We start from the raw sequence: 25,763 nt of genomic DNA on the forward strand, positions 1-25,763 counted from the left end.
CCCGCCGCAGCCAACCAACCCACATTCAGCCCGACCGGCGCTTGAGGCCACCCAACACCCGCCGCAGCCAACCAAGCCACATTCAGCCCGACCGGCGCTTGAGGCCACCCTCGGCCGAAGGCCAGGTCACACCAGCCCGGCCGGCGCTTGAGGCCAACCCCACGCCACCCCCACCCCACGTGCCGCCCCGCGAGACCCGCATACCCTGGACTCCGTGTCCCACCCCGCCCCGCCTCCCGTGGAGGCAACCGCGTTCAAGGCCGCCCTGTCCCGCTTCGCCACCGGTGTCGTCCTGATCACCGCCCTCGAAGGCGACCCCGACGACGGCGGCCCGATGGACGACGTGGGCATGACCGCGACCGCGTTCATGTCGGTATCCCTGGACCCACCGCTGGTCCTGATCAGCCTGCGCCGCGAGGCCCGCATGCGCGACCTCCTCGACGAGCAACCGCTCTGGGCGGTATCGCTCCTGTCGCAGAGCCAACGGCACATCGCGGGCCGCTTCGCGATCCCCGGCCGGGTCAGCGACCGACTGATGTTCGCCGACATCCCGCACCGCCGCGGCACGGTGTCGAGCGCCCTGCTCGTCGGCGGCGCGCTCGCGACCCTGGAATGCCGCACCCACCAGGTCGTCGAGGCGGGCGACCACATCCTCTACGTCGGCGAGGTGCTGACCGCCGAACTGCCCAGCCCGGAGGGCCTCCCCCTGATCCACTTCCGCGGCGGCTACGGCACCCTCGGCTGACCCCACCCCGCCCCGACCGCCAGAACACCCCGGCCACCGGACCACTCGCCCACAAAGACCTACGGCCGCACGCCCGGCCGCATCAACCCGTCCGCCGTCACCGACGCCACCAGCCGCCCGTCCCGGGTGAACACCCGGATCCGGCCGTGCATGCGCCCATCGCCCGCGTACTCGCTCGCGCACCGCAGCAACAACCACTCGTGCGCCGAGAACTCCTGGTGGAACGTGATGTTCTGGGCCAGTGCCACCGACATCGCCCGCCCACCGCGCCGCTCGATCTCGTCCCGCGGATACGGCCGCAGCGCGACCGGGCCCAGAAAGCCCTCGGTCGTCCACGCGAGGATCGCGCGCGCCGTCGTGGGGCCGTCCGCGACCTTCGCGCACCGCGTCCACAGGTCGAGCCGCGGCGGCCCGGCCAGCTCCGGCGCGAGCGCGTCCACCCCACCGAACGTGCGCACCTCCCACGGCAGCATCGGAACCGGCAGTTCGGCGCATTCCTCCGGCCCCGGCACCTCGACCGGCAACGCGTCCGCGTGCCGCACCAGTTCGGCCCCGGGCACGCCGAGCGTCACGAAGGCCCGAAAGTGCTCGGCGGCACCCTGCCGAAAGCCGACCTGGAGCATCGCGACCGACCGCCCCTCGTGCAGCCGCTCGACCCGCACGTCCACCGGCTCGGTCGGATCCCCGGCCCGCGGGAACACGCCCTGGAGAGTCTGTACGGCCATGTGCGGGACGACCCGCTCGGCGGCCACCACCGTCTGCGCCAGGACCTGCGCGCCCAGCGTGCGCGGGATCCGCGTCACGATGTTGCGGGCCCGAAAGACCACCACACCGGTCGGGTCCGCCGACCCCTCCGGACCCTTCGGCCCGACCCGTTCGAGATCCAGCGCGTCCACCACGTCGGCCGTCGCGATACTCGGCCACATCGACACTCCACCAGCCATGAACGCATGATCGCAGCCACACTTCGGGCCGCACGGGAAGGGGCGAAGCCGACCGGCTCCGCCCCTTCCGGTATATCTGATAGATCGTCAGTTCCCATTCGTGGAGCGCCGATTCCCACGAACCGCGGCGCACCCGATCAGCGGCGCGTACCCATCCCGGTGAACTTGACGACCAACGACACCAGGAACACCGAGACCGCGATGCTGATGATCCACCGGGTCCAGTCGATGCCCCTGGTGGCCTCGACGCCCAGAGCCGCGGCGATGCCGTAGCCGATCAGCGTCCCGACGATGCCCACCGCCATCGTCGCGAAGAAGCCGATCTTCTGCCGGCCGGGGAGGAAGAGCCGCCCCAACGCGCCGATGATGATGCCGGCGATGATCAGGCCAACGAACGTCATGGTTCCCTCCAGCCACCAGCGAGCCAGGCAAACTCCCGCAAACCCGGACTTTTCCGGGTAGGTGTCTCTTGTTCCCCACGATCACCGCGCGTTAACGCGGACACGCCCGGGCCGCAAAGCCCTAAGGTGGTTGCGCCCGCCGGGTGGCGACGGTGCAAAATGGTCCGGTACACGCCCCGATAGCTCAGTTGGCCAGAGCACGCGCCTTGTAAGCGCGGGGTCGTCGGTTCGAACCCGACTCGGGGCTCACAGGGGCCGTCATCTGCGAAAACGCGGATGGCGGCCCGCTTTCGTGCCCGCCGCACCACCACGCCCACCCACCGCATCCGCGGCACTCCACCCGCGCCCGCACCGCACCACGCGCGCCGAGCGCCCGCCTCAGCGCTCGTCTCGGCGCACGACGTCCGGCGCCGGACCCGTCGAGCCGCGGACGACCAGCTCGGGCCGGTAGATCAGCTCTGTGCGCGGCGCCCGGCCACCGCCGATCTCGTCCAGCAGCGCACGGACCGCCGCCGCGCCCATCGCCTGGACCGCCTGCCGCACCGTGGTCAGCGGCGGATCGGTGAACGCCACCAGCTGCGAGTCGTCGTAGCCCACGATCGAGACGTCCTGCGGCACCCGCAGCCCGCGCTCGCGGGCCGCCCGCACGGCGCCGAGCGCCATCAGGTCGCTCCCGCACACGATCGCCGTCGCGCCCCGATCCAGCAGTGCGCCGGCCGCGGCCTGGCCGCCCTCGACCGAGAACAGCGACCGCTCGATCCACCCGTTCGCGTCCTCGACCCCGAAGCGCTCCGCGAGGCCGCGCCGGAAGCCGGCGATCTTGCGCGCCGTCGGCACGTACCGCTCGGGACCGACCGCGAGCCCGATCGCCGTGTGCCGCAGCGAGGCCAGGTGCCCTATCGCCAGCTCGACCGCGACCGCCTCGTCGCTGGAGATGAACGGCGCGTCCACCCCGGGCGCGAAGCCGTTGACGAACACCATCGGCAGTCCGCGCTCGACCAGCCGCAGGTAGCGCGACAGGTCGGCGCCCGAGTCCGAGTGCAGCCCCGAGACGAACACGATCCCGGACACCCCGCGCTCCAGGAGCAGTTCGGTGTAGTCGTCCTCGGTGACCCCGCCCGGGGTCTGCGTACACAGCACCGGCGTGTAGCCGTGGTGCGCCAGCGCCCGCTCGATGACCTGCGCGAACGCCGGGAAGATCGGGTTGTCCAGCTCGGGCAGCATGAGCCCGACCAGACCCGCGCTGCGTCGCCGCAGGCGCGCGGGGCGCTCGTATCCGAGCACGTCGAGAGCGGTCAGGACGGCCTGCCGAGTATCTTCCGCCACCCCGGGTTTGCTGTTCAGGACCCGACTGACGGTCGCCTCGCTGACCCCTGCCTGCGTTGCGATGTCCGCCAGCCGAGCCTTCATGCCCCGCAGCCTAGTGATGCTTGCTGCAGGATTTCGCAGGGCCTTGCAGCTCACGCAAAACTTTTCGACCCCGGCCGACTGCTGACAGAACCGGTGCTCCCGGGTACGGTGATCGGAGTCCATCTGGAATGGACTAGACCACTTTGCTCGGGGCACTGCGCGCCAGGCACTTCACCCTCCACTCGGATCGTCCGGCACGTTCCTGCCGGTGGAAGGACACATCACCATGGCCACGGTCAGCTACAAGCAGGCGACCTGTACCTACAAGGGCGCCGAGCGCCCGTCCGTCAACGCGCTGGACCTGGAGATAGCCGACGGCGAGTTCCTCGTCCTGGTCGGCCCCTCCGGCTGCGGAAAGTCCACCTCCCTGCGCATGCTCGCGGGTCTCGAGGAGGTCACCGGGGGCTCGATCCACATCGGCGACCGCGAGGTCACCAACCTGGAGCCCAAGGACCGCGACATCGCGATGGTGTTCCAGAACTACGCGCTCTACCCGCACATGACGGTCGCCGAGAACATGGGCTTCGCGCTGAAGATCGCCGGCGTCGACAAGAAGCAGATCCGCGCGAAGGTCGAAGAGGCCGCGAAGATCCTCGACCTCACCGAGTACCTCGACCGCAAGCCCAAGGCGCTCTCCGGCGGTCAGCGCCAGCGCGTCGCGATGGGCCGCGCGATCGTCCGTGAGCCGCAGGTCTTCCTGATGGACGAACCGCTGTCGAACCTGGACGCCAAGCTCCGCGTGCAGACCCGCACCCAGATCGCCGGCCTGCAGCGCCGCCTGGGCGTCACCACCGTGTACGTCACGCACGACCAGGTCGAGGCGATGACCATGGGCGACCGCGTCGCGGTGCTCAAGGACGGGCTGCTCCAGCAGGTCGACACCCCGCGCAACATGTACGACCGCCCGGCGAACGTGTTCGTGGCCGGCTTCATCGGCTCGCCCGCGATGAACCTGATCGAGGTCGACCTCGCCGAGGACGGCATCCGCTTCGGCGACGCGATCGTCCCCGTCTCGCGCGAGGCCCGCGAAGCGGCCGTCGCCGAGGGCGGGAGCAAGGTGACCCTGGGCGTGCGCCCCGAGCACCTGAAGATCAACTCGGCCGAGGGCCTGTCCAAGGACAGCAAGGGCCTCGCGGTTTCTGTGGACGTCGTCGAGGAGCTCGGCTCCGACGCGTTCGTCTACGGCTCGGTGACCATCGACGGCGAGACCAAGCCGCTGGTCGTGCGGGTGCCCGGCCGGGACGTGCCGGAGAAGGGCGGCGTCCTGCACGTCGTCCCGACCGTCGGCGAGACGCACCTGTTCTCCACCAAGTCCGGCGAACGCCTCGTCGACTGACGTCGCGCTTACCGGCCGTCGGACCCGGTACAGGCGAGACTCGGGCCATGGAACGCATGACCGAGACCGAGTGGCGGGCCTTCCTCCTGGAAGGTCCGCGGACCGGAAAACTCGCCACCGTACGCCCCGACGGCCGGCCGCACGTGGCCCCGATCTGGTTCGACCTCGACGATCGCGGCGACACCGTCGAACTCGTCTTCACGACGTTCGCGTCGTCGGTCAAGGGCCGCAACCTCGCCAACGATCCGCGCGTGAGCCTGTGCGTGGACGACGACCGGGCGCCGTACGCCTACGTCGTCGTCGAGGGCGAGGCCCGGATGTCCGTGGACCCGACCGAACTGCGGGTGTGGACGAAGCGGATCGCCGCGCGCTACATGGGTGCGGACGAGGCGGTGGAACGGGAGCCGGTGGACGGCGAACGGGTCGTCCACGTGCACATCCACCACGTGGTCGCCGACCGCAACATCGCGGGATGACGACCCGTGCACGACACGACGGAGGGGGCTCGCACATCGTGCGAGCCCCCTCCGTCGTGTCGTGCACGGGTGCGCCCGGGCGTCAGCCCAGCAGACCGCCCAGCGGCTTCGCGCCGGCGCCGGTCTTGGGCGCGCTGCCCGAGGCACCGGTGGTCGAACCGCCCATGGAGCTCCGGCCGGCGGCCGGCGTGGCGGCCCCCGTCGTCTTCTTGTCCGGGGCGCCGGCCGAGGTCGACTTCGCGGCACCCGGACCGCCCTTGGCGGACGGCGAGGGAGTCGCGACCCGCGGCGTGATCTGCGGCGCCGTGCTCGCCTTGGGCGGGACCACCGCCGAGGGCTCGGCCACCGGCGGCCTGGGCTGGGTGGCCACCGCGGCGCCCTGCTGACCGGCGGCGGGCGCGCCCGGGACCGCGGGACCGGCGGGCTGCACCGTGTCGCCCGTCCGGCCGGTGTCCGACTCGTCCAGGTGCCGGTGGCCGCCACCGAGGAAGGAACCCGCGAGCAGGGTCGCGCCGACGCCCGCGAACGCGAGCATCGAGCCGTAGCCGAGCTTGCGCCGCCGGGCCCGCACGGGCGTGATGATCGGCCCGCGCCAGGTCCGCAGGGACAGCCACGCGTCCGCCGAGTACATCGGCGCGCCGGCGAGCGCGAGCGGACTGAACGCGGCCAGGAAGACCACGTAGGGCGCGTGGTAGGGCGACGAGCCCGAGCCCACCGCGATCAGCACGCCGAGCGACAGCAGCATCCCGAGCAGGCCCGCGAGCCGCGTCCAGAGCCCGAGGACGACCGCGAAGCCGACCACGACCTGTCCGAACGCGAACAGCAGGCCCGCCCCGATCGCGTGATCGGCGGCCAGGTCCATGACCGACGGCGACAGGCTGCCGTCGCGCAGCACCCCGATCCGGTGCCCGAACGAGTCGGTCGAGCTCGGGTCCAGGAAGCCCGGCGCGTACAGCTTGCGCAGGCCCTCGACGAGGAACGCCCCGCCGAGGAACAGCCGCAGCGGCAACAGCACCGTGCCGCCCGGGAGCGTGCCGCGCCGCGCGTGCGTGGCCGCCGCCGCGGTGCCGTCCCGCTCGCGCACGGCCGTCCCCGACGTCCGCCGCGCGGCCGGCGCGCGCCGACGGGGCATGTCGTCACGGATCGCCGGCAGCCGCGTCGTGGCGTCGTCCGCCGCCTCGCGCTGTTTGGGCATGGGTCCGGGCGCGCCGCCGGCCCCGGGGCCGCCGATAACCACCCGCAGGGTCTTCGTGGGGGTGGCGACCGCCGCCGGATCGCCGGGGTCACGCACAGCCGCGGGCGAGGGCAACAGCCCGACAGCACCGCCGAAGCTGCCTTCCGATCTGGTGTCCACGCATCAATAACCGCGAGAGGTCCCCCGAGGATGCGGCCCTTCGCGTATTACCCGATACGGACCACAAGGCCCGCTTCGTCCGGTTACACTGCGCGGCGCCTGGCCACCTCGTAGAGCACGATGCTCGCCGCGACACCCGCGTTCAGCGACTCGTTGCCGCCGGCCATCGGGATCCGCACGGTGATGTCGCAGGTCTCCTGGACGAGCCGGCCCAGGCCCTTGCCCTCGGAACCGACGACGATGACGATCGGGTCGACCGCCGCGTCCAGCTCCTCCAGCGAGATGTCCCCGTCGGCGGCGAGGCCGACCACGGTCATGCCCGCCTTCTTGTACGCCTCCAGGGCGCGCGTGAGGTTGGCCGCGCGCGCCACCGGCACGCGGGTGGCCGCGCCCGCCGAGGACTTCCAGGCGCCCGCCGTCATGCCGGCCGCACGCCGCTCCGGCACGACCACGCCGTGGCCGCCGAAGGCCGCCGCCGAGCGGATGACCGCGCCGAGGTTGCGCGGGTCGGTGATGCTGTCGAGCGCGACGATGATCGGCGCCTCGCCGCGGTCGTGCGCGTCCACGATCAGGTCGTCGGGGTGCGCGTACTCGTACGGCGGCATCTGCAGGACCAGGCCCTGGTGGATCGCGCCGTCGGTCATCCGGTCCAGTTCGGGACGCGGGATCTCCATCAGCGGGATGCCCCGGACGTTGGCGATCTTCATCGCCTCGCGCACGCGGTCGTCGCTGTCGATGTACTGCGCGATGAACAGCGAGGTCGCGGGCGCCTCCGCGAGCAGCACCTCGAGCACCGAGTTGCGGCCGGCGACCAGCTCGGAGGAGCTCTTGCCACCGCGACCGGGACGGCCGCCGCCGGAGGCCCGACGGGTCGTGGGCGACGCGGCCTTGCGCTTGGCGGCGGCCTGGGCCGCACGCTGCTTGGCGTGGCCCTTGCGCGCCTCGGCGGGCGGGGTCGGCCCCTTGCCCTTGAGCGCCCGGCGGCTGTGCCCACCAGTACCGACCGAGGGCCCCTTCTTGCTTCCCTCGTTGCGCTTGTTACGGCGCTCCGTGTTGCCGGCCATGACGGGTACATCCCTTCGATTGCTTCATCAGCAGCTGAAATCAGCTCACATGCTTGTACAACCGTACGGCCGGCCCGCCAACTCATGGCGGTCCGGCCGTACGGCGCGTCTTGGCGCTAGTCCCGGTGCAGCGTCCAGCGCGGGCCGTTGGGAGTGTCCTCCACCACGATCCCGGCCGCCGTGAGGCTGTCCCGGACCGCGTCGGCCGCGGCGTAGTCCTTCCGGGCCCGCGCGGCCTGGCGCTGTTCGAGCGCGAGCTTCACGAGGTGGTCGACCACCCCGCGCAGTTCGTCCGAGCGACCGGCGGACGCGCCCGCCGTCCACTGCGCGGACAGCGGGTCCATGCCGAGCACGCCCAGCATCGCCCGGACGTCGGCCGCGTGCCGCACGACCGCGTCCTTGTCGCCCGCCGCGAGCGCGGTGTTCCCCTCGCGCACGGTGTTGTGCACGATGGCCATCGCCTGCGGCACGCCCAGGTCGTCGTCCATCGCCGCCGCGAACGCCGCCGGCATCTCGGCCGCCGGCTCGATCGCCCCGGTCTGCTCGCCGGCGCGCTCGAGGAAACCCTCTATCCGCCCGAACGAGACCTCGGCCTCGCGCAGGGCCTCCTCGCTGTACTCGATCATCGACCGGTAGTGCGGGGTGGCCAGGTAGTACCTCAGGACCAGCGGCGACCAGCGCTTGAGCATCTCCGTCACGAGCACGGAGTTGCCGAGCGACTTGCTCATCTTCTCGCCGCTGAGGGTGACCCAGGCGTTGTGCATCCAGTAGTTCGCGAACCGGTCGCCGGCCGCCTTGGACTGCGCGATCTCGTTCTCGTGGTGCGGGAACACCAGGTCGAGCCCGCCACCGTGGATGTCGAACGCGCTGCCCAGGTACTTGTGCGCCATCGCGGAGCACTCCAGGTGCCACCCCGGCCGACCGCGCCCCCACGGCGTCTCCCACGAGGGCTCGCCGGGCCGGGCCGACTTCCACAACGCGAAGTCGCGCCGATCCCGCTTGCCCGCGGCCCCGGCGCCCGCGTCCTCCGCCTCCCGCATCGCGTCGGGCTTCTGCCCGGACAGCGCGCCGTAGGCGGGGAAGGACGACACGTCGAAGTACACGTCGCCACCGGACGGGTAGGCGTGCCCGGTCGCGATCAGCCGGTCCATCATCTCGATCATCTCGGGGATGTGCCCGGTCGCCCGCGGCTCGACCGTCGACGGCAGGCAGCCCAGCGCGGTGTACGCGTCCGCGAAGGCCCGTTCGTTGGCCTGCGCGAGCCGCCAGTGGGGGATCTCCTGCTCGCAGGACTTCGCGATGATCTTGTCGTCGATGTCCGTGACGTTGCGGCAGAACACGACGTCGTTGCCGCGGTGGGCGAACCACCGGCTCAGCACGTCGAAGTTCAGCCCCGATCGGATGTGCCCGATGTGTGGCGGCGCCTGCACGGTGGCACCACACAAGTAGATCGAGACCTGTCCGTCGACGAGCGGCACGAAGTCCCGGACCGTGCGGGTGCTGGTGTCGTACAGGCGCATGCTCACAGGCGCAAGCTTAGAGCGTCACGGCGGCGTGCCGTTCCGCATTATCCCTCGGTTCGGACCACGAGCGCGGTCGCGATCGCGGCCACTCCCTCGGCCCGACCGGTCAGGCCGAGCCCGTCGGTCGTGGTCCCGGACACCGACACCGGAGCACCGACGGCGGCCGACAGCGCGGCCTCCGCCTCCGCCCGGCGTCGGCCCACCTTCGGCCGGACCCCGATCACCTGCACGGCGACGTTGCCGATCTCGAAGCCGGCCGCCCGCACCAGCCGGGCCGCCTCGGTCAACAACGTCACCCCGGACGCCCCCGACCACTCGGGCCGGGAGGTCCCGAAGTGCGCGCCCAGGTCGCCGATCCCGGCCGCCGAGAACAACGCGTCGCACGCGGCGTGCGCGACCACGTCGGCGTCCGAATGGCCGGCGAGTCCCGTCTCCCCCGGCCAGTGCAGTCCCGCGACCCACAGCTCGCGGCCCTCCTCGAAGGCGTGGACGTCCACGCCCACCCCGGTACGGGGCAGGACGAATCGGGGGGCGTGCTCACCGGACAACGTCGGTCTCCGTACTGTCTGCCGCCGCCCGCGCCGACTCCGCCGCGCGCCGCTCCAGGAGCGCCCGCGCGAGCAGCAGGTCGAACGGGCGCGTCACCTTGAACGCCTCTTCGGATCCGGGCACCACCACGACCGTGCCGCCCGTGCGCTCGACCATCCCGGCGTCGTCGGTCGCGCCCTCCGAGCCGAATCCGCCCGCCTCGGCGTGCGCGCGCGCCAGCACGGCCCGACGAAAACCCTGCGGAGTCTGAACGGCGCGCAACAGCGACCGATCGACCGTGCGCACGACGGACTCGATCCCGTCGACCGCGACGACCTCTTTGACCGTGTCCACCACGGGCAGCGCGGGCACGACCGCGTCGGCCCCGTCGGCGACGGCGGCGATCACCGCCTCCACCACCCGGGCCGGCACGAACGGGCGCGCGGCATCGTGCACGAGCACGATGTCGTGTTCGGCCGACACCGCGTCGAGCGCGAGTCGCACCGATTCCTGCCGCGTCGCACCGCCGGCGACCACCCGTACGGGTGAATCCGACGGCAGATGCGCACGCAAAAGATCCCGGACACCGGCCACACCGTCCGGAGGCGCGGCGACCACGACCGCGGATACCCCGCGGGCGGCCAACAGCGACCGGACGGCGTGCACCAGCATCGGGATGTCCCCAAGCTCACGCAACGCCTTGGGCGCACCGGGACCGAGCCGTTCACCACGCCCTGCAGCGGGCACAAGGACCGCAGCGTTCAACGAAGTCCCCTCAAACCACCTGGGCGCCGACGCGATCATCGCGTCGACACCGCACCGGCGGATCCGTCCGTCACCGACGGGCGGATCCTACGGCTCAGGAAGCCAGGACCTCGTCGAGGATGGCCTCGGCCTTGTCCTCGTTCGTGTTCTCGGCGAGCGCCAACTCACTCACCAAGATCTGCCGAGCCTTCGCCAGCATGCGCTTCTCGCCTGCCGACAGGCCGCGATCACGCTCGCGGCGCCATAGATCGCGCACGACCTCCGCGACCTTGATAACGTCACCGGAGGCGAGCTTTTCCAGGTTCGCCTTGTAACGTCGTGACCAGTTCGTCGGTTCCTCGGTGTGCGGAGCGCGCAGTACCTCGAAGACGCGGTCGAGCCCTTCCTGGCCGACCACGTCCCGGACACCGACGAATTCCGCATTGTCCGCAGGAACGCGGACGGTCAAATCACCCTGGGCGACCTTCAACACCAGATAGGTCTTGTCCACACCCTTGATCGTGCGCTGCTCGATCGCCTCGATCAGCGCGGCCCCGTGATGGGGGTAGACCACGGTGTCGCCAACCTTGAACGTCATGTGACAGGTACCCCTTCCGTGGCTTTCTAGGGTAACACGGGACACGCCCCTACTGAATGACGTTTCCGCAGGTCAGGGCCTTAGTCGGGGCTTGACAACCGACCTCCGGCCGTGCTGGGACAGGGAGCCCCACACCTGTAGGACTCGAACAAATAGGACAAATAGGATCATCGGGCGGCGCGTCGAGTGCTCCCGCGCGACCCATATGTCACATGGGCCCCACGGGCGTATCGCCGGTGTCGCGGCCACATCTCCTCGGTACCGGCCCGGCGAGGCCCGCCCCGGGCGCGGTGAGCCGCGTACGAGTCGCCCCTGCGGCCTGAGTACGCTGTCACCGGTCATCGTGACCGGTCCTCATCCGAGCTCTTCAAGGAGATGCCGCCGCCGTGAGCCGCAGCCTTCGACGCGGCGCCCTCGCCGCCACCGTCGCCGTCGTCCTTCCCCTGGCCGCGGGCTGCGCCAGCGGCAACGACGCCGAGACGCAGCAGATCAAGCCCGACACCGCCAACACGGCGTTCGGCGCCCTCAAGATCCAGAACGTGCAACTGGTGACGGGCGACCCGGGCAAGCACCTGGTCGCGCTCGGTGGTGCGCTGTTCAACGAGGGCACCACGCCCGAGACGATCACCAAGGTGACCGTGGACGGCGCGGGTCAGGCCATCGGCGGCCCCCTGACCATTCCGGCCGGTGGCGCCCTGTACATGGTCGACCGTCCGGAAGGGATCCCCGCGAACAGTCCGATGGGCCGGGAATTCCTGGGCCCGCTGGTCTTCCCGAACGCGCCCGACGTCGCGCCCGGCTCGTTCCGCCGGGTGACGTTCGCGTTCGGCACCGCCGGCGAGACCTCGCTGGACGTCGCGGTGTACGGGCCGACCAGCTACTACGAGCAGCTCAAGCCGACCCCGGCGTTCACCCCGCCGCCGGCCCCGCCCGCCCCGCCGACCACGGCCCCGCCCGCGACGACGCTGCCGAGCGGCAGCGCGACCTCGTCGACGCCGTCCAACGGCGCCTCGGCCCCGGCGAACTCGGCCGGCTCGTCCGCGCCGCGCAACAGCTCCTCGGCCCCGGCCCGCAGCTGACGCCCGCGACGCGGACACTCGGCACATACGACGGCGCCCGCGCCGCCCCCGGACGAACCGGTGGGGCGGCGCGGGCGCCGTCGTCGTGGGGGCGGCGGGTGCCGCCCCGGGCCGATCAGGGCTCGAACTTGTACCCGAGGCCGCGCACCGTGACCAGGTAGCGCGGCGCCCCCGGGTCGGGCTCGATCTTGGCCCGCAGGCGCTTCACGTGGACGTCGAGCGTCTTGGTGTCACCCACATAGCCGACGCCCCACACCCGGTCGATCAGCTGCATCCGGGTGAGCACCCGGCCCGCGTTCCGCAGCAGGACCTCCAGCAGGTCGAACTCCTTGAGCGGGAGGTCGATCCGCCGACCCTCCACGGTGACCCGGTGCGCCTCCACGTCGAGCCGGACCGGACCGGCCTCGATGGCGCGCGGCTCGTCGGTCGGCTCACCGCCCTGACGCCGCAGCACCGCCCGGATCCGGGCGATCAGCTCGCGCGTGGAGTACGGCTTCGTGACGTAGTCGTCGGCGCCGATCTCGAGGCCGACGACCTTGTCCACCTCGCTGTCCTTGGCCGTGACCATGATGACCGGCACGTTGGACTTGGCCCGCAGCCCGCGGAACACCTCCGTGCCGGGCAGCCCGGGCAGCATCAGGTCGAGCAGCACCAGGTCGGCGCCACCCTGGTCGAACAGCTCCAGGGCCTCGGGTCCGGTGGCGGCGACGGCCACCTCGAAGCCTTCCTTGCGAAGCATGTACGACAGCGCGTCGCTGAAGGACTCTTCATCTTCGACGACGAGCACACGGGTCATCGTGAAGCCTCCATGGATGGGGTCGACGATGTCATCGACATCGATTGAGAGGTATGCGATCCGGCGGTCTTGAACGGCAGCACGAGGGTGAAGGTGGATCCCACACCCTCCAGGCTGCGCACGGTTACCTCTCCCCCGTGGCCCGCCGCGATGTGCTTGACGATGGACAGGCCCAAGCCGGTACCGCCGGTGGCCCGCGAACGGGCCGGATCGACGCGGTAGAACCGCTCGAAGATGCGATCCAGGTCCCGCTGGGGAATCCCCAGGCCCTGGTCGGAAACGGTGATGACGGCCATTCGCGACTCCGCTCTGACCTCGATGTCGACCCTTGTGCGGGCGGGACTGTAGTTGACCGCGTTCTCGACGAGGTTGCCGAGGGCCATCACCAGTTGATTGTGGTCGCCCGGCACGATCAGGCCCGGGTCGCCGCCGATCACCAGGGTGATCTGCTTGGACTCCGCGGCCTGCCGACACCGGTCGGCGGCCTCCGCGACGAGCTCGTCCAGCGGTACCGGACCGACGTGGTGCAGCGGATGGTCGTTCTGGACCCGGGACAGGTCGATCAGCTCCTGGACCAGGTTGGTCAGCCGGGCCGACTCGATCTGCATCCGACCCGCGAAGCGGATGATCGCCTCGGGATCGTCGCTCGCGTCCATGACCGCCTCGGCAAGCAGCGACAGCGCGCCGACCGGGGTCTTGAGCTCGTGGCTCACGTTGGCCACGAAGTCGCGGCGGACCGCGTCCACCCGCCGGGCCTCGGTGCGGTCCTCGACCAGCAGCAACACCAGCCGGGACCCCAGCGGGGCGACCCGCGCGGACACCTCGAACTCGTGTTGCTCGCCGTCCGCGCGCTCCAGGAGCAGGTCGCGCTGCCTTATCTCACCGTCCCGCCTGGTCTCCTTGGCCATCACGAGCAGGTCCTCGGGAACGAGTTGGTCCCCGCGTACGAGGCCGAACTTGTAGGCCGCCGAACTCGCCTTCACGACGGTGTCGGTCTCGTCCAGGACCACCGCCGAGGAGCGCAGCACGGACAGCACGGTGGCCACACCGGGCGGCAGCGAGGGGGTCGCGGCGGGCGCGACGGCCGTACCCCGACCCTGGACTCGCTCACTCCAGCGGAAAGCCAAGGTGCCGGCTACGCCCACGGCCAATCCGGATACAGCGGCCAAAGCGGCAGCAGCAACGTTCACGTCCACATGTTCCAGGGTAGAGCTGCTCCGAACGGGTGAAACCGTCCAGAGGGTCCCACATGCAGATCTTCATGTGTCGTTCACCCGTGCGCCACGCCTGTCACCGGTGATCGTTCGGAGGTCGTTATGCCCGACACTCAGACCCCGCCCCAGCCGCAAGCCCCCGTACCGGGCTGCAACTGCCCATCGAACTGCGGTTGCGGCTGCAAGTCGGGTTCCGCGTGCAACTGCGGAGGCAGCTGCGGTCGCTAGAACCCGGTAACCCGGTGTTCGGGCCCAGAGCCCGGCCCGTGCGGGGCGCCTCACCCCTTCCGTGACAGGTAGGGCGCCCCGCGCGGAGCCGATCGACTTCACACCGTGTCCCGTACGCGACGTTTCGCGAGCGGTGTTCCGTACGCGGCGTTCTGTAGGGGTTGCTTCACGCGGTGTTTCGCGAGCGGTGGTCCGCGCTTACTTGCGGCCCTGGTTCTTGACCGCCTCGATCGCCGCCGCGGCGGCCTCGGGGTCGAGGTAGCGGCCGCCCGGGGTCAGCGGGCGCAGGTTCGCGTCCAGCTCGTACAGCAGCGGGATGCCGGTGGGGATGTTCAGCCCCGCGATGTCGGCGTCCGAGACGCCGTCCAGGTGCTTGACCAGCGCGCGCAGCGAGTTGCCGTGCGCGGCGACCAGGACCGTGTCGCCGCCGAGCAGGTCCGGCACGATCGCGTCGTACCAGTAGGGGAGCATGCGCTCGACGACGTCCTTGAGGCACTCGGTGCGCGGCCGGATCTCGACCGGCAGCGACGCGTACCGGCGGTCGTCGAACTGCGAGTACTCGTCGTCGTCCGCGAGCGGCGGCGGCGGGGTGTCGTAGGAGCGGCGCCAGAGCATGAACTGCTCCTCGCCGAACTCCTCGAGGGTCTGCTTCTTGTCCTTGCCCTGGAGCGCGCCGTAGTGCCGCTCGTTGAGCCGCCACGAGCGGCGGACCGGAAGCCAGTTCAGGTCGGCCACGTCGAGCGCGAGCTGCGCGGTGCGGATCGCGCGGCGCTGGAGCGAGGTGTGCAGAACGTCCGGCAGGACACCCGCGTCGAGCAGCAGCTGCCCGCCGCGCGCGGCCTCCTTCTCACCCTTTTCGGTCAGGTCGACGTCGACCCAGCCGGTGAAAAGACCCGCTTCGTTCCACTTGCTTTCGCCGTGCCGCAGAAGGACCAGTTTGTAGAGAGCATCAGCCATGCCCAGGAGCCTAATCGAGGCGATCGGGGCCCCGGCAACGGCCTTTTTCTCCTGATATGGGGCGAATTGCTATTCCCGGTTCTCCGGCGCGGCGAAGCGGGCGAACGCCTCCAGGTTCTTCAGCGATTCGCCGCGTTCGACGCGCCAGTCCCATTCGCGCCGGATCGAGGTGGCGAAGCCGATCTCCAGGAGCGTGTTGAAGCTGTCGTCGGCGGCCTGCAACACGACCCCGAGGATGCGGTCCACCTCGTCGGTGGTCACCGCGCCGATCGGCAGCCGGCCGTTCAGGTAGACGTCGCCGACCTTGTCGACGGCGAAGGCCACGCCGTACAGGCGCACATTGCGCTCCAGGAGCCAGCGGTAGAAGGCCGCGTGGTTCTCGTCGGCGTTCCGGACCACGAACGCGCTCACCGCGAGGGTGTGCGCGTTGACGGTGAGCGCGACCGTCGTCTTGAGCTTGCGCGTGCCCGGCAGGACCGCGACGAACGTGTCCGGCTTGGGCTGCTCCCACTCGACGCCGGCGTCCTTCAGGGCCGCGCGGACGGTCTCCGCGGCCTGATCCTGTTGCGCTGCTCCCACGACCTGCCCCAATCGTCTCGACACACCGACGCTACTGCCCGCCCACGACCCGACCACGCGGGGCCGCGCTGCGGGCCAGCGTCTCCGCGTACACCTCCGCCATCGACGCCGCCGCCGAGGACCAGCCGAAGGCCGCCGCGTGCCGGACGGCGCCCGCCGAGTAGTCCTCGCGCATCGCCGGGGCCCTGATCAGGTCGCGCAGCGCCAGGCCGTAGTCCACCGGGTTGTGCCCCCGGACGAGGGTGCCCGAGACGCCGTCGCGCACCGCGGTGGGCAGGCCGCCGACCGCCGCCGCCACCACGGGGGTGCCGCAGGCCTGGGCCTCGATGGCCACCAGGCCGAAGGACTCGTTGTAGGACGGCACGACCGCGACGGTGGCCGCGCGGTACCAGTCGGCCAGGACGTCCTGGCGGACGGGACGCTGGAACCTGACCACGTCGTGGATGCCGAGCGTCGCGGCGAGCTTCTGCAGGTGCTCCGGCGCGGCGAGGCCGTTCCCGCTCGGGCCGCCGACCACCGCGACGACGAGCGAGTCGCGCAGGGTCGGGTCGGCCTGCAACAGGTGGGCGATCGCGTACAGCAGCACGTCGGGGGCCTTGAGCGGCTGGATCCGGCCCGCGAACAGGATCACCGTGGCGTCCACCGGCACGCCGAGCCGGCGGCGCGCCTCGGCCATGTTGCCGGGGCTGAACGTCTCCAGGTCCACGCCGGGGTTGACCACCGCGACCTGTTCGGCGGTCGCGTCGTACAGGTCCATCAGCTGCTCGGCCTCTTCGACCGTGTTGGCGACCAGGCGATCGGCCGCCTCGACCACCTGGGACTCGCCGATCACCCGGGCCCTGGGTTCGGGGGCGTCGCCGCCCGCGAGCGAGGCGTTCTTGACCTTGGCCATCGTGTGCATGGTGTGCACCAGCGGCACACCCCAGCGCTCCTTGGCGAGCCAGCCGACCTGGCCGGACAGCCAGTAGTGCGAGTGCACGAGGTCGTAGTGGCCCGGGTCGCGCATGGCCTCGGTGCGCAGCACGCCGGATGTGAACGCGCACAGCTGGGCCGGCAGGTCCTCCTTGGACAGGCCCTCGTACGGTCCCGCGGTGACGTGCCGGACCAGCACTCCCGGGGCCATCTCGACCACCGGGGGCAGGTCGCTGCCGGTGGCGCGGGTGAATATCTCGACCTCGATGCCGAGCGCGGCGAGCCGCTTGCTCAGTTCGACGATGTAGACGTTCATGCCGCCGGCGTCGCCGGTGCCCGGTTGGTGCAGTGGGGAGGTGTGAACGCTCAGCGTCGCGATCCGACGAGGTGCCCCCCGGCGCGCTCCGAGTCTGGTCGCGCGCTGGACGTGGTGGCTCACTCGTTGACCTCCCTGGCCGGCCCCGTGCCATGTCGTCTTGTGTTGTCGTGTCGTGCGGTTTCGCGGTCGTGCGGAGATGCTGGTCGTACAGAGGTACTACTTGTATCGAGCTTCCATCGACCGTGGGTCGCCGATCGATCGTTTGCGGCCCAACTCATGACCTAACCCATGGTGGTGGGAGGGGATTCCCTCCCGGAGTGTGATCCGGACCGCTTGCGGGGGCGTACGGAGGTGTTCCCCTACGCTGCGAGCATGGGCACGCGCGGCATACCGGGACACGGCGCTCCGGGAGCGGGGGCTCGATCCCGACCCTCGGGAGTGATCACTCGCGGGACGACCAATCCGAATCGGCTGCGCCGGGTGGACCGGTGGCTGACCGGCGTGCACGGGCGACTGCTGCGGACCGCGGCCGATCCACTGGTGGTCGACGTCGGCTACGGCGCGTCGCCGGTGACCACCCTCGAACTGCTCCGGCGACTGCGCACGGTGCGGCCCGACGTCGAGGTGGTCGGGTTCGAGATCGATCCGGAGCGGGTCGCCGCGGCCCTGCCGTACGCGCGCGAGCGCCTGACGTTCGCGCGCGGCGGCTTCGAGGTGCCGCTGCCCGCGGGGCGCTCGGCCACCGTGATCCGGGCGTTCAACGTGCTCCGGCAGTACGACGAGGACGCGGTGCCGGCGGCTTGGGCGCGGATGTGCGCGCGGCTGGCGCCGGACGGGCTGCTCGTGGAGGGCACGTGCGACGAGTTGGGCCGGCGCGCGGTGTGGCTGGGCATCGGGGCGGACGCGCGGCCGCGCACGGTCACGTTCGCGACCCGGCTCGCCGGTTTCGATCGCCCGTCCGAGCTGGCCGAGCGGCTGCCCAAGGCGCTGATCCACGGCAATGTGCCCGGTGAGCCCATACACGCGTTCCTGACCGCGTTCGACCGGGCGTGGGATCTGCACGCGCCGCTCGGGGCGTTCGGGGCCCGGCAGCGCTGGATCGCGGCGACGGACACGTTGGCCCGGGACTGGCCGGTGTGCGACGGACCCGCGCGCCGGCGACAGGGCGAGCTGACCGTGGCGTGGTCGGCGGTCGCCCCGTCCGACCGAAATATCAGATCACGGTGTTGATACATTCCCGGTGACTCGTGTCCGATCGGAAAAGGCACGTGAAATCTTTTGCGAACGACATTCACTCGACAGGGGTACGGGGCGGCGTCTCATCCGTAATTGAACCGTTTCGCCCGATCCGATAACCGGACGATCACGAATGTTCCTCTGCCCATCGCAGCCGGAACATGCAAGGATCCGACGCTGAACCGGTCCTCGGGACCTGCCATCCATCGAGTGCCGGTTTCGGTTTGTTTCGGCACCGCCGCAGTGAATCGTCCGAATCGTCGCAGAACGCATTCGATTTCCGAAAGGGCGAAAGCATGGTGAAACTCGGGGGCCGGTCCGGCCTGCGAACCCGGGCTGTGACCACCTGCGGCGCGGCACTGTTGTGCGCGGCCCTGTTCGGCGGCAACGCGTGGGCGGCCCCCGGAGTCCCGCCCGCGCCGCCCGCCAATACCGCGATCACGTCCGTGCAGGACCTGCTGGCCGCCCAGGCCCGGGTCGCCGAGCTGTACCGCCAGGCCGAGCAGGCCACCGAGCGGTACAACGCCACGACCGAGCAACTCGGCCGCACGCAGATCAAGGTCAACGACGTCAACGCCGGCGTCGTCTGGGCCCGACAGAACGTCGAGAAGGCCCGCGACGACCTCGGCCGGCTGGCCCGACTGCAGTACACCACCCGGGGCATGGACCCGATGCTGACGCTGATGCTGTCCTCGGACCCGCAGCAGTTCCTCCGGGACGCGCCGGCGTACAAGCACATCTCGCAGACGCAGCTCGACACCATTGCCCGGGCCAAGCAGGCCGAACTGCAGCTCACGGCGATGCAAAAGAGCGCGGACGCACAGCTCGCGGAGAGCCGTCGGCTGGAGCAGGAAGCGGCCAAGGCCAAGACCGACATCGAGACGCGCATCGCCGAGGCCGAGAAGATACTGGCCGGCCTCACGCCCGAGCAGCTCGCCGAGCTGGCCCGGATGGAGGAGTTGTCCGCGCAGGCCGGGCAGACCCAGCTGAGCACGCTGATCGGCAAGCCCGACCAGCAGACCTCGCCCAAGGCCGCGCTGGCCATCGCGTGGGCGATCGACAAGATCGGCCTGCCCTACATCTGGGGCGGCGTCGGTCCGCAGGGTTACGACTGCTCCGGCCTGACCTCGAAGGCGTGGGCGTTCGCGGGGGTCCCGATCCGCCGCACGTCCCAGGAGCAGTGGGCGTCGCTGCCGCGGGTGTCGGTCGCCGAGATGCGCCCGGGCGACCTGATCGTCTACTACTCCGACGCGAGCCACATCGGCATGTACCTGGGTAACGGCAAGATCGTGCACGCGCCCCGACCGGGCCGCACGATCACGGTCGCCAACGCCGGGTCGATGCCGATCCTGGGCGTCGTGCGACCGGACGCGGGCGCGGGCACGGTGAACGCGCCGGCGATCCCCCACGTCCCGGGACAGCCCACGACGCCGGCCAAGCCGCCTACGACGCCGCCGGTCACGCCACCGACGACGCCGCCGCCGACGACGAACCCGCCGACCACCGAGCCACCGGCCACCGAGCCGCCCGAGACCGAGCCGCCGACCACCGAGCCGCCGACGACGCAACCGCCCACATCGGTTCCGCCGACGACGCCCTCGACACCGCCGGCGACGAGCAGCCCGAGCAAGTCGGGGACGAGCAAACCGTCGGGCAGCGCGGGGTCCACGCCGACCCGCACCTGACGCGAGACGCCGTGAGCGGGCCGGGCCTTCGGGCTCGGCCCGCTCGCGTGTTCGGGGTTCGGGTCGGTGTTCGGGGGGTCGCGACCGTCAGAGCGCCGCGACCGCGTTCTCGAACGCGATGTACGCGCGGGCCTCGAACAGGACGAAGCGTGCCTCCTCCAACCCGGACGGCGTCGCGTGCACGGTCTCGACCGCGATCCTGGCCGCGTCCTCCATCGGCCAGCCGTAGACGCCCGCGGACACCGCGGGGAAGGCCGCGGTGGTCGCGCCCAGTTCGTCCGCCACCCGCAGCGACTCGCGGTAGCAGGAGGCGAGTTGCGCGGACCGGTCCTCGGTGTGGCTGTACACGGGTCCCACCGTGTGGATCACCCAGCGCGCCGGGAGCAGCCCCGCCGTCGTGGCCACCGCCGCACCGGGCCGCAGGCCACGACCGAGCTTGGCCGCGCGCAGCGCCCGGCACTCCGCCAGGATCTCCGGACCACCCCTGCGGTGGATCGCCCCGTCGACACCGCCGCCGCCCAGCAGCGACGAGTTCGCCGCGTTCACGATCGCGTCCACGTGCTGCTCGGTGATGTCGCCGCGAACCAGCGTTATCCGTGTCATGGCCGCAAGCGTGCCGGCAACGCCCGTGGCGCTCCCACTCGGTTAGCCGGCACAGTGGCCGGATGTCCGTGGCCCGAGGAGAAGGGGACCTACCCGCGGAACTGCTCGATCGTGTGGACGCACTGTGCGAGTGGATGGCCGCGGTACGAACCCACGCGCACGACGAGCCGGGAGGCCGGGTGTCGCCGTCCCAGCTGCGGGCCCTGCTCGTGATCGCCGACCACGAGGGCATCAACCTGAACATGCTCGCCGGCCGACTGCGGGCCATCCCCTCCTCGGCCAGCCGGCTGTGCGATCGCCTGGTGGCCGCCGGCCTGCTGGAGCGCGGTCCGAGTACGACCGACCGCCGGGAGGTGGTGCTGCGACTGGCGCCCGCCGGGGTCCGATTCGTGGCGGAACTGCGATCCGCCCGCCGCCAGGCCCTCGCCCGGGTATTGATACACCTGGAGCCCGGCGACCTGGACGGGCTCGTGCGGTCCCTCGTGGTGCTGCGCGAGGCGGCGAATCGGGCCGACGACGCGGGGTAGGGACAACCCGCACGGTTACCCGCCCCCAGCCGCCCGCGCTATCGTCCTTTTTCGATTGCCGGACGACAACGATCCGCTCGGTGACATCAATTCCGGAGGTGGTGGCGTGCGCCCCGCGTACGGCGGCGACGGCGGAGCGGTCGGGAAGGCCGAGTATCGCGCGGTACCGATGTCCGTCGCGGTGGACTCGGATCCGGTCGCGCTCGCCGCGCACCCGCTGCGCGTCCTGCTGATCGAGGACGACGCCGGGGACGCCTTCCTGGTCGAGGAGTTGCTCGCGGACTCCCCCGACCCGATGGAGATCGTGTGGGCCCGATCGATGGCCGAGGCCATGGTCAAGCTCGGTGACGACATCGGCTGTGTCCTGCTCGATCTCGGGCTGCCCGACGCGGAGGGCCTCAACGGCCTGCACCGACTGCTCTCGTTCGCGCCGCGGACCGCGGTGATCGTGCTGACCGGCCTGTCCGACGCGCATCGCGGCTCGGCCGCGGTCGCCGCCGGCGCCCAGGACTACCTGGTCAAGCAGGAGATCGACGGCTCGCTGCTGTCCCGGGCGATCCGCTACGCCCTGGAGCGCAAGCGGGCCGACGAGTCGCAGCGCCGGCTGGTCGAGTCGGAGCTGCGCGCACAGGAGAACGCGCGTCTGGAGCGCGGGCTGCTGCCGGCGCCGATCCTGCGCGACCCCTCCCTCGACTTCCGCGCCCGCTACCGCCCGGGCCGACAGCGCGCGCTGCTCGGCGGGGACCTGTACGACGCGGTGCAGACCGCCGACGGGCGCGTGCACGTGATGATCGGCGACGTGTGCGGACACGGTCCGGACGAGGCCGCGCTCGGGGTCAACCTGCGGATCGCCTGGCGTTCGCTGATCTTCGCCGGCCTCACCGGCGGCGAACTGCTCACCACGCTGGAACGCATCTTCGAGCACGAGCGGCGCTCGGACGAGATGTTCGCGACCCTGTGCATGACGATCATCGAGCCGGACCGCAGACACGGTCGGGTCTATCTCGCGGGCCACCCGGCCCCGCTGCTGCTGACCCCCAAGGGCGTCGCCCCACTGTCCGAGGGCGCGACCGGGCCGGCCCTGGGCCTGTTCCCGGACGGCCGTTGGGGCTACGAGTCGATGGAGCTCGGCCGCGACTGGTCGCTGCTGCTGTACACCGACGGGCTGATAGAAGGCCGGATCGGCCCGGGTCCCGAACGGCTCGGCACCGAGGGCCTGCTGCCCCTGATCGGACGACTGGTCGCGGCCGGGCGGTCCGGATACGACCTGATCGATTCCGCCGTCGCCGAGGTGGAAGCCCTGCACGGGGGCAGCCTCAACGACGACGTGGCGGTGTTGCTGCTGCGGCACGATCCGGACCGCCCGCTGCACGGCGTGCAGGGCGGACATCCGGTCCTGCCGGGCCAGACGACGGGTGAGGACGGTACTGCGTGACCGGGATCGAGACACGCACGAAGCGGCGGCGCGGCCCCCGCATGCGCCAGGTCGTCGGCCTGGCGCTCGGGTTGCTGGCGCTGGTGATCGTGATCTCCGCGGCGGTCGGAGCGTTCGCGATATCCCGGCTGAACGACTCGCGGGACACCGTCCTGGACCGGCTCGAACCGGCCGCCAACACCTCGCTGCGCCTGGAGAACGCGCTGATCGACCAGGAGACCGGCGTCCGCGGCAGGCTGATCAGCGGCGACCCGAGCTTCCGCGAGCCGTACACGGTGGGCCGCGCCGAGGAGGACCGGGCCTACACCCGCCTGGACGAACTGCTGCCGTCCTCCGCCGAGGGCGACCGACTGCGGGCGGACCTCGCCGACGTCCGCGCCAAAGCCCAGGCGTGGCGTTCCTCCTACGCCGAGCCGGCCCTGGCCCAGGGTCGGAGCGACCCCGACAGTCTCCTGTCCGATCAGGGCAAGGGCCTGTTCGACGCGCTGCGCCAGGCGATCACGAACCAGCAGACGCACCTGAACGACGCCCGCCTGGCCGCCCGCGCCGAGCTCGCCGAGGACGCCCGCATGCTCACCGCGACGCTGATCTCGGTGGCCGTGCTGTTCGCGGGCCTGCTGGTGGTGGTGGGGCTGTTGTTCCGGCGAATGGTCACCCAGCCGTTGGAACACCTGGGCGAGCAGGTGCGTCGGGTCACCAAGGGCGACTACGGCCACGAGCTGACCGGCCGGGGCCCGGCCGAGATCACCGCGCTGACGCACGACGTGAACTCGATGCGGGACCGGATCGTCGAGGAACTGCGCAGTACCGAGGCCGCGCGCGTGCTCGTCGACGAACAGGCCGAGGACCTGCGCCGGTCCAACGCCGAACTGGAGCAGTTCGCCTACGTGGCCTCGCACGACCTGCAGGAACCGCTGCGCAAGGTCGCGAGCTTCTGCCAGCTCCTGGAGAAGCGCTACAAGGGGCAGCTGGACGAACGCGCCGACCAGTACATCGCGTTCGCGGTGGACGGCGCCAAGCGCATGCAGACGCTGATCAACGACCTGCTCACGTTCTCCCGGGTGGGCCGGCTCGACACCGAACGCGGCGACGTCGACCTCGGCCGGTGCCTGGACCACGCGCTGCACGCGCTGGCCGCCGCCCGCGAGGAGAGCGACGCGGAGGTCACCGCCGACCCGCTGCCCACGGTCGTGGGCGACGCGCTGCTGCTGGGTCAGCTGGTGCAGAACCTGGTCGGCAACGCGATCAAGTTCCGCGCCGAGGCCGTCCCGCGCGTGCACCTCGGCGCCCGCTGGGACGGCGAGCAGTGGGAGTTCTCCTGCACCGACAACGGCATCGGGATCGAGTCGCAGTACGCGGACCGGATCTTCGTCATCTTCCAGCGCCTGCACCCCAAGGACGCCTACGCCGGCACCGGCATCGGCCTGGCGATGTGCAAGAAGATCGTCGAGTACCACGGCGGGCGGATCTGGCTCGACCCCGACACCGAGAGTGGGACGACGATCCGCTGGACCCTGCCGGGCCCGCCCCCGAAGGACCCGCCCGCGACGGCCGCGGCCGAGCCGCACGACTCGGTGCCGCCACCCGCCGAGGCGGTGGTCGAGCTCCCGGCGCGCTGACCGCGCCGGGGCGGTTCACCAGGGGCCGTAGGGCCCCATGTTCCGGCCGCCACCGCCGCCGCGCCGACCGCCGACCTGCTTGAGCGCGGGCCGGACGTCCACGAGGTAGACGATCGCCGCGACCAGGCCGGCCAGCATGAGCAGCAGGCCCAGGCCGGTCGGCAGGACGTCGACCACGACCGCGACACCGAGCAGGATCAGCCAGAACGACTTCTTCTGCTTGTCCGCGGCGCGGTACGCGTCCTCGCGCCGGAAGGCGGCGTCGAACAGGCAGAAGACCTTCAGCAACAGGATGCCGAGGAAGAGCCACGTCATCAGCTCGTTGAACTTGGCCGTCAGCAGACCATCGGCCATGGCCAGTTCCATCGATCCTCCTCTGCGCGGCCGCCCCGTGCCGCCACGTCGTGCCGGAGAACCAGTCTGGCACGCGGAGTGCGACCTCGGGTCTCCCGAGGTCGCACTCCGGTGTGTCAGGCGCCCGCGCCGGGCGTCGGCTTGGCGGCCGAGTCGCCGATCTTCTTGGCGCCCTGCTCGATCGCGTCGGCCGCGGCGTCGGCGGTCTTGCCGGCGGCCGTGGCGGTGGCCTTGGCCTGCGCCTTGGCGTTGGCCACGCCGCGCTTGGCCGCGGTCGTGGTGGCCTTGGCCTTGCTCTCGGTGGTGTTCACGGCCGACTTGGCCCGCTTGGTGCTCTCCTGGCGGTCGACCCGCTTCACCAGCTTCTCGCCCCGCGCCGCGAGGTCTTCGTAGAGCTCCTTGGCCTTGTCCACCTGGGACTTGGCGAAGGTCTGGGTGCGGTCGGGGAGCGTCTGGAAGCGCTCGCGCAGCACCTTCGGGTCGGTGGTGATCTCGACCCGGAGCTTCTCCGGCAGTTCGCGGAGCTTCTCCACCATCAGGTCGCCCGCGCCGGCGACGGCGTACAGCGGGGTGGTGTCGGTCAGGGTCTTCTTCAGTTCCGTGGCGATCGCCATGGTGTTCCTCACTCGTCGGGATCGAGGTGGTCGGTTGCGGACCGACCGTCCTTGCCGTTCTCGGTTCCTTCGGCGGCGCCCTTGCCGTCCTGCGCCGCGCCGTCCTGCGCGTTCTCCTTGCGGAATGCCTCGTAGATTTCTATGAGGACGCGCTTTTGGCGGTCGCTGATCGCCGGGTCCGCCATGATCGCGGTGCGCACCTCGCGGTCACCCTCTTCGCGTTCGTCGAGGATGCCCGCCTGCACGTAGAGCGTTTCGGCAGAAATGCGGAGGGCCTTCGCGATCTGTTGCAGGATCTCCGCGCTCGGCCGCCGCAGGCCGCGCTCGATCTGGCTCAGATAGGGGTTCGAGACCCCGGCCGCCTCGGCGAGTTGCCGAAGCGAGTACTGCGCGTTGCGGCGTTGCTCCCGGATGTACTCACCCAACGAGCCGACGTTCAGACCAGCCATGGCTCCAGCATGCACAGACCCTGCTTGCTATTGC

General features: G+C 71.1%; 27 protein-coding genes and 1 tRNA gene. 10 read left to right on the forward strand and 18 right to left on the reverse strand.

Annotated elements, in window-relative coordinates; all coding sequences use genetic code 11:
- Positions 1–214: 214 nt before the first annotated feature.
- Entirely contained in the window at positions 215–745 is a 531-nt protein-coding gene (locus OG928_RS15035; RefSeq protein ID WP_406283888.1) for a flavin reductase family protein, read from the forward strand.
- Between the two features lie 59 nt (positions 746–804).
- On the opposite strand, the gene OG928_RS15040 is transcribed toward OG928_RS15035, so the two are convergent.
- Together OG928_RS15040 and OG928_RS15045 are read right to left on the reverse strand one after the other, a co-directional pair.
- Positions 805–1,689, reverse strand: coding sequence for an acyl-CoA thioesterase (locus OG928_RS15040; protein ID WP_406283890.1), 885 nt, complete (start codon positions 1,687–1,689; stop codon positions 805–807).
- 137 nt (positions 1,690–1,826) lie between these two features.
- Positions 1,827–2,090, reverse strand: coding sequence for a GlsB/YeaQ/YmgE family stress response membrane protein (locus tag OG928_RS15045; RefSeq protein WP_406283892.1), 264 nt, complete (start codon positions 2,088–2,090; stop codon positions 1,827–1,829).
- Positions 2,091–2,263: 173 nt separating this feature from the next.
- Here OG928_RS15045 and OG928_RS15050 point away from each other — a divergent pair.
- Positions 2,264–2,337: transfer RNA gene (locus OG928_RS15050), tRNA-Thr, on the forward strand.
- 131 nt (positions 2,338–2,468) lie between these two features.
- Here the strand turns inward: OG928_RS15050 and OG928_RS15055 are convergent.
- Complete coding sequence (locus OG928_RS15055) at positions 2,469–3,500, reverse strand: LacI family DNA-binding transcriptional regulator (RefSeq protein ID WP_406283893.1); 1,032 nt, start codon at positions 3,498–3,500, stop codon at positions 2,469–2,471.
- 226 nt (positions 3,501–3,726) lie between these two features.
- On the opposite strand from OG928_RS15055, the gene OG928_RS15060 reads away from it, so the two are divergent.
- Positions 3,727–4,836, forward strand: a complete 1,110-nt coding sequence (locus OG928_RS15060) for an ABC transporter ATP-binding protein (RefSeq protein WP_406283895.1) — start codon at positions 3,727–3,729, stop codon at positions 4,834–4,836.
- A 47-nt stretch (positions 4,837–4,883) separates the two neighbouring features.
- Entirely contained in the window at positions 4,884–5,312 is a 429-nt protein-coding gene (locus tag OG928_RS15065; protein ID WP_406283897.1) for a PPOX class F420-dependent oxidoreductase, read from the forward strand.
- A gap of 82 nt (positions 5,313–5,394) precedes the next feature.
- On the opposite strand, the gene OG928_RS15070 is transcribed toward OG928_RS15065, so the two are convergent.
- From OG928_RS15070 to OG928_RS15095, 6 genes are all read right to left on the reverse strand, one after another.
- The gene (locus OG928_RS15070) at positions 5,395–6,666 is read right to left on the reverse strand and encodes a TQO small subunit DoxD (RefSeq protein ID WP_406283899.1); all 1,272 of its coding nucleotides are present in this window, start codon (positions 6,664–6,666) and stop codon (positions 5,395–5,397) included.
- An 83-nt stretch (positions 6,667–6,749) separates the two neighbouring features.
- Complete coding sequence (gene rlmB / locus OG928_RS15075; protein WP_406283901.1) at positions 6,750–7,730, reverse strand: 23S rRNA (guanosine(2251)-2'-O)-methyltransferase RlmB; 981 nt, start codon at positions 7,728–7,730, stop codon at positions 6,750–6,752.
- Positions 7,731–7,846: 116 nt separating this feature from the next.
- Positions 7,847–9,256, reverse strand: a complete 1,410-nt coding sequence (cysS, locus tag OG928_RS15080) for a cysteine--tRNA ligase (protein ID WP_406283903.1) — start codon at positions 9,254–9,256, stop codon at positions 7,847–7,849.
- Between the two features lie 41 nt (positions 9,257–9,297).
- Positions 9,298–9,801, reverse strand: coding sequence for a 2-C-methyl-D-erythritol 2,4-cyclodiphosphate synthase (gene ispF / locus OG928_RS15085; RefSeq protein WP_406283904.1), 504 nt, complete (start codon positions 9,799–9,801; stop codon positions 9,298–9,300).
- On the reverse strand, positions 9,791–10,585 hold the full coding sequence (gene ispD / locus OG928_RS15090; RefSeq protein WP_406283906.1) for a 2-C-methyl-D-erythritol 4-phosphate cytidylyltransferase: 795 nt from the start codon (positions 10,583–10,585) through the stop codon (positions 9,791–9,793). Before ispD ends, ispF begins: the two co-directional genes overlap by 11 nt.
- 55 nt (positions 10,586–10,640) lie before the next feature.
- On the reverse strand, positions 10,641–11,123 hold the full coding sequence (locus OG928_RS15095) for a CarD family transcriptional regulator (RefSeq protein WP_020552233.1): 483 nt from the start codon (positions 11,121–11,123) through the stop codon (positions 10,641–10,643).
- Between the two features lie 386 nt (positions 11,124–11,509).
- Between OG928_RS15095 and OG928_RS15100 the strand changes: the two genes are divergently transcribed.
- Entirely contained in the window at positions 11,510–12,202 is a 693-nt protein-coding gene (locus tag OG928_RS15100) for a hypothetical protein (RefSeq protein WP_406283908.1), read from the forward strand.
- 115 nt (positions 12,203–12,317) lie between these two features.
- Here OG928_RS15100 and OG928_RS15105 read toward each other — a convergent pair whose 3' ends face one another.
- The 5 genes from OG928_RS15105 to mshA form a co-directional block, all read right to left on the reverse strand.
- Positions 12,318–12,998: a response regulator transcription factor gene (locus OG928_RS15105; protein ID WP_020552235.1), complete on the reverse strand. Its 681-nt coding sequence runs from the start codon at positions 12,996–12,998 to the stop codon at positions 12,318–12,320.
- Positions 12,995–14,194 (reverse strand): sensor histidine kinase, encoded by a 1,200-nt coding sequence (locus tag OG928_RS15110; protein WP_406283910.1) that lies wholly within the window; start codon positions 14,192–14,194, stop codon positions 12,995–12,997. The genes OG928_RS15105 and OG928_RS15110 overlap by 4 nt, the downstream gene beginning before the upstream one ends.
- A 444-nt stretch (positions 14,195–14,638) precedes the next feature.
- Entirely contained in the window at positions 14,639–15,397 is a 759-nt protein-coding gene (locus tag OG928_RS15115) for a phosphoglyceromutase (protein ID WP_406283912.1), read from the reverse strand.
- A 69-nt stretch (positions 15,398–15,466) separates the two neighbouring features.
- Positions 15,467–15,976, reverse strand: coding sequence for a YbjN domain-containing protein (locus tag OG928_RS15120; RefSeq protein ID WP_406283914.1), 510 nt, complete (start codon positions 15,974–15,976; stop codon positions 15,467–15,469).
- Positions 15,977–16,007: 31 nt separating this feature from the next.
- A complete protein-coding gene (mshA, locus tag OG928_RS15125) occupies positions 16,008–17,327 on the reverse strand; it encodes a D-inositol-3-phosphate glycosyltransferase (protein WP_406283915.1) in 1,320 nt (439 codons plus the stop codon).
- Positions 17,328–17,579: 252 nt separating this feature from the next.
- Here mshA and OG928_RS15130 point away from each other — a divergent pair, with 252 nt between their 5' ends.
- Both OG928_RS15130 and OG928_RS15135 read left to right on the forward strand, forming a co-directional pair.
- Positions 17,580–18,437 (forward strand): class I SAM-dependent methyltransferase, encoded by an 858-nt coding sequence (locus OG928_RS15130; protein ID WP_406283917.1) that lies wholly within the window; start codon positions 17,580–17,582, stop codon positions 18,435–18,437.
- A 302-nt stretch (positions 18,438–18,739) separates the two neighbouring features.
- On the forward strand, positions 18,740–20,128 hold the full coding sequence (locus OG928_RS15135) for an NlpC/P60 family protein (RefSeq protein ID WP_406283919.1): 1,389 nt from the start codon (positions 18,740–18,742) through the stop codon (positions 20,126–20,128).
- Between the two features lie 87 nt (positions 20,129–20,215).
- Here OG928_RS15135 and OG928_RS15140 read toward each other — a convergent pair whose 3' ends face one another.
- On the reverse strand, positions 20,216–20,731 hold the full coding sequence (locus tag OG928_RS15140) for an O-acetyl-ADP-ribose deacetylase (RefSeq protein ID WP_406283921.1): 516 nt from the start codon (positions 20,729–20,731) through the stop codon (positions 20,216–20,218).
- Between the two features lie 62 nt (positions 20,732–20,793).
- Here OG928_RS15140 and OG928_RS15145 point away from each other — a divergent pair, with 62 nt between their 5' ends.
- The 3 genes from OG928_RS15145 (at position 20,794) to OG928_RS15155 (ending at position 24,312) form a co-directional block, all read left to right on the forward strand.
- Positions 20,794–21,258, forward strand: a complete 465-nt coding sequence (locus tag OG928_RS15145) for a MarR family winged helix-turn-helix transcriptional regulator (protein WP_406283923.1) — start codon at positions 20,794–20,796, stop codon at positions 21,256–21,258.
- A gap of 169 nt (positions 21,259–21,427) precedes the next feature.
- Positions 21,428–22,693, forward strand: a complete 1,266-nt coding sequence (locus tag OG928_RS15150; protein ID WP_406290988.1) for a PP2C family protein-serine/threonine phosphatase — start codon at positions 21,428–21,430, stop codon at positions 22,691–22,693.
- The gene (locus OG928_RS15155; protein ID WP_406283925.1) at positions 22,690–24,312 is read left to right on the forward strand and encodes an ATP-binding protein; all 1,623 of its coding nucleotides are present in this window, start codon (positions 22,690–22,692) and stop codon (positions 24,310–24,312) included. The genes OG928_RS15150 and OG928_RS15155 overlap by 4 nt, the downstream gene beginning before the upstream one ends.
- 15 nt (positions 24,313–24,327) lie before the next feature.
- Here the strand turns inward: OG928_RS15155 and OG928_RS15160 are convergent, their stop codons facing one another.
- The 3 genes from OG928_RS15160 to OG928_RS15170 all read right to left on the reverse strand — a co-directional run bounded on the left by OG928_RS15160 (position 24,328) and on the right by OG928_RS15170 (position 25,729).
- Positions 24,328–24,678 (reverse strand): DUF2516 family protein, encoded by a 351-nt coding sequence (locus tag OG928_RS15160; protein WP_406283927.1) that lies wholly within the window; start codon positions 24,676–24,678, stop codon positions 24,328–24,330.
- 104 nt (positions 24,679–24,782) lie between these two features.
- Positions 24,783–25,280 carry a hypothetical protein gene (locus OG928_RS15165; protein WP_406283928.1) on the reverse strand — a complete coding sequence of 166 codons (498 nt, stop codon included), beginning with the start codon at positions 25,278–25,280 and terminating at the stop codon, positions 24,783–24,785.
- A gap of 8 nt (positions 25,281–25,288) precedes the next feature.
- On the reverse strand, positions 25,289–25,729 hold the full coding sequence (locus OG928_RS15170) for a helix-turn-helix domain-containing protein (RefSeq protein ID WP_406283930.1): 441 nt from the start codon (positions 25,727–25,729) through the stop codon (positions 25,289–25,291).
- Positions 25,730–25,763 lie beyond the last annotated feature (34 nt).

It is taken from the genome of Embleya sp. NBC_00896 (assembly GCF_045207785.1).
Taxonomy (GTDB): Bacteria; Actinomycetota; Actinomycetes; order Streptomycetales; family Streptomycetaceae; genus Embleya.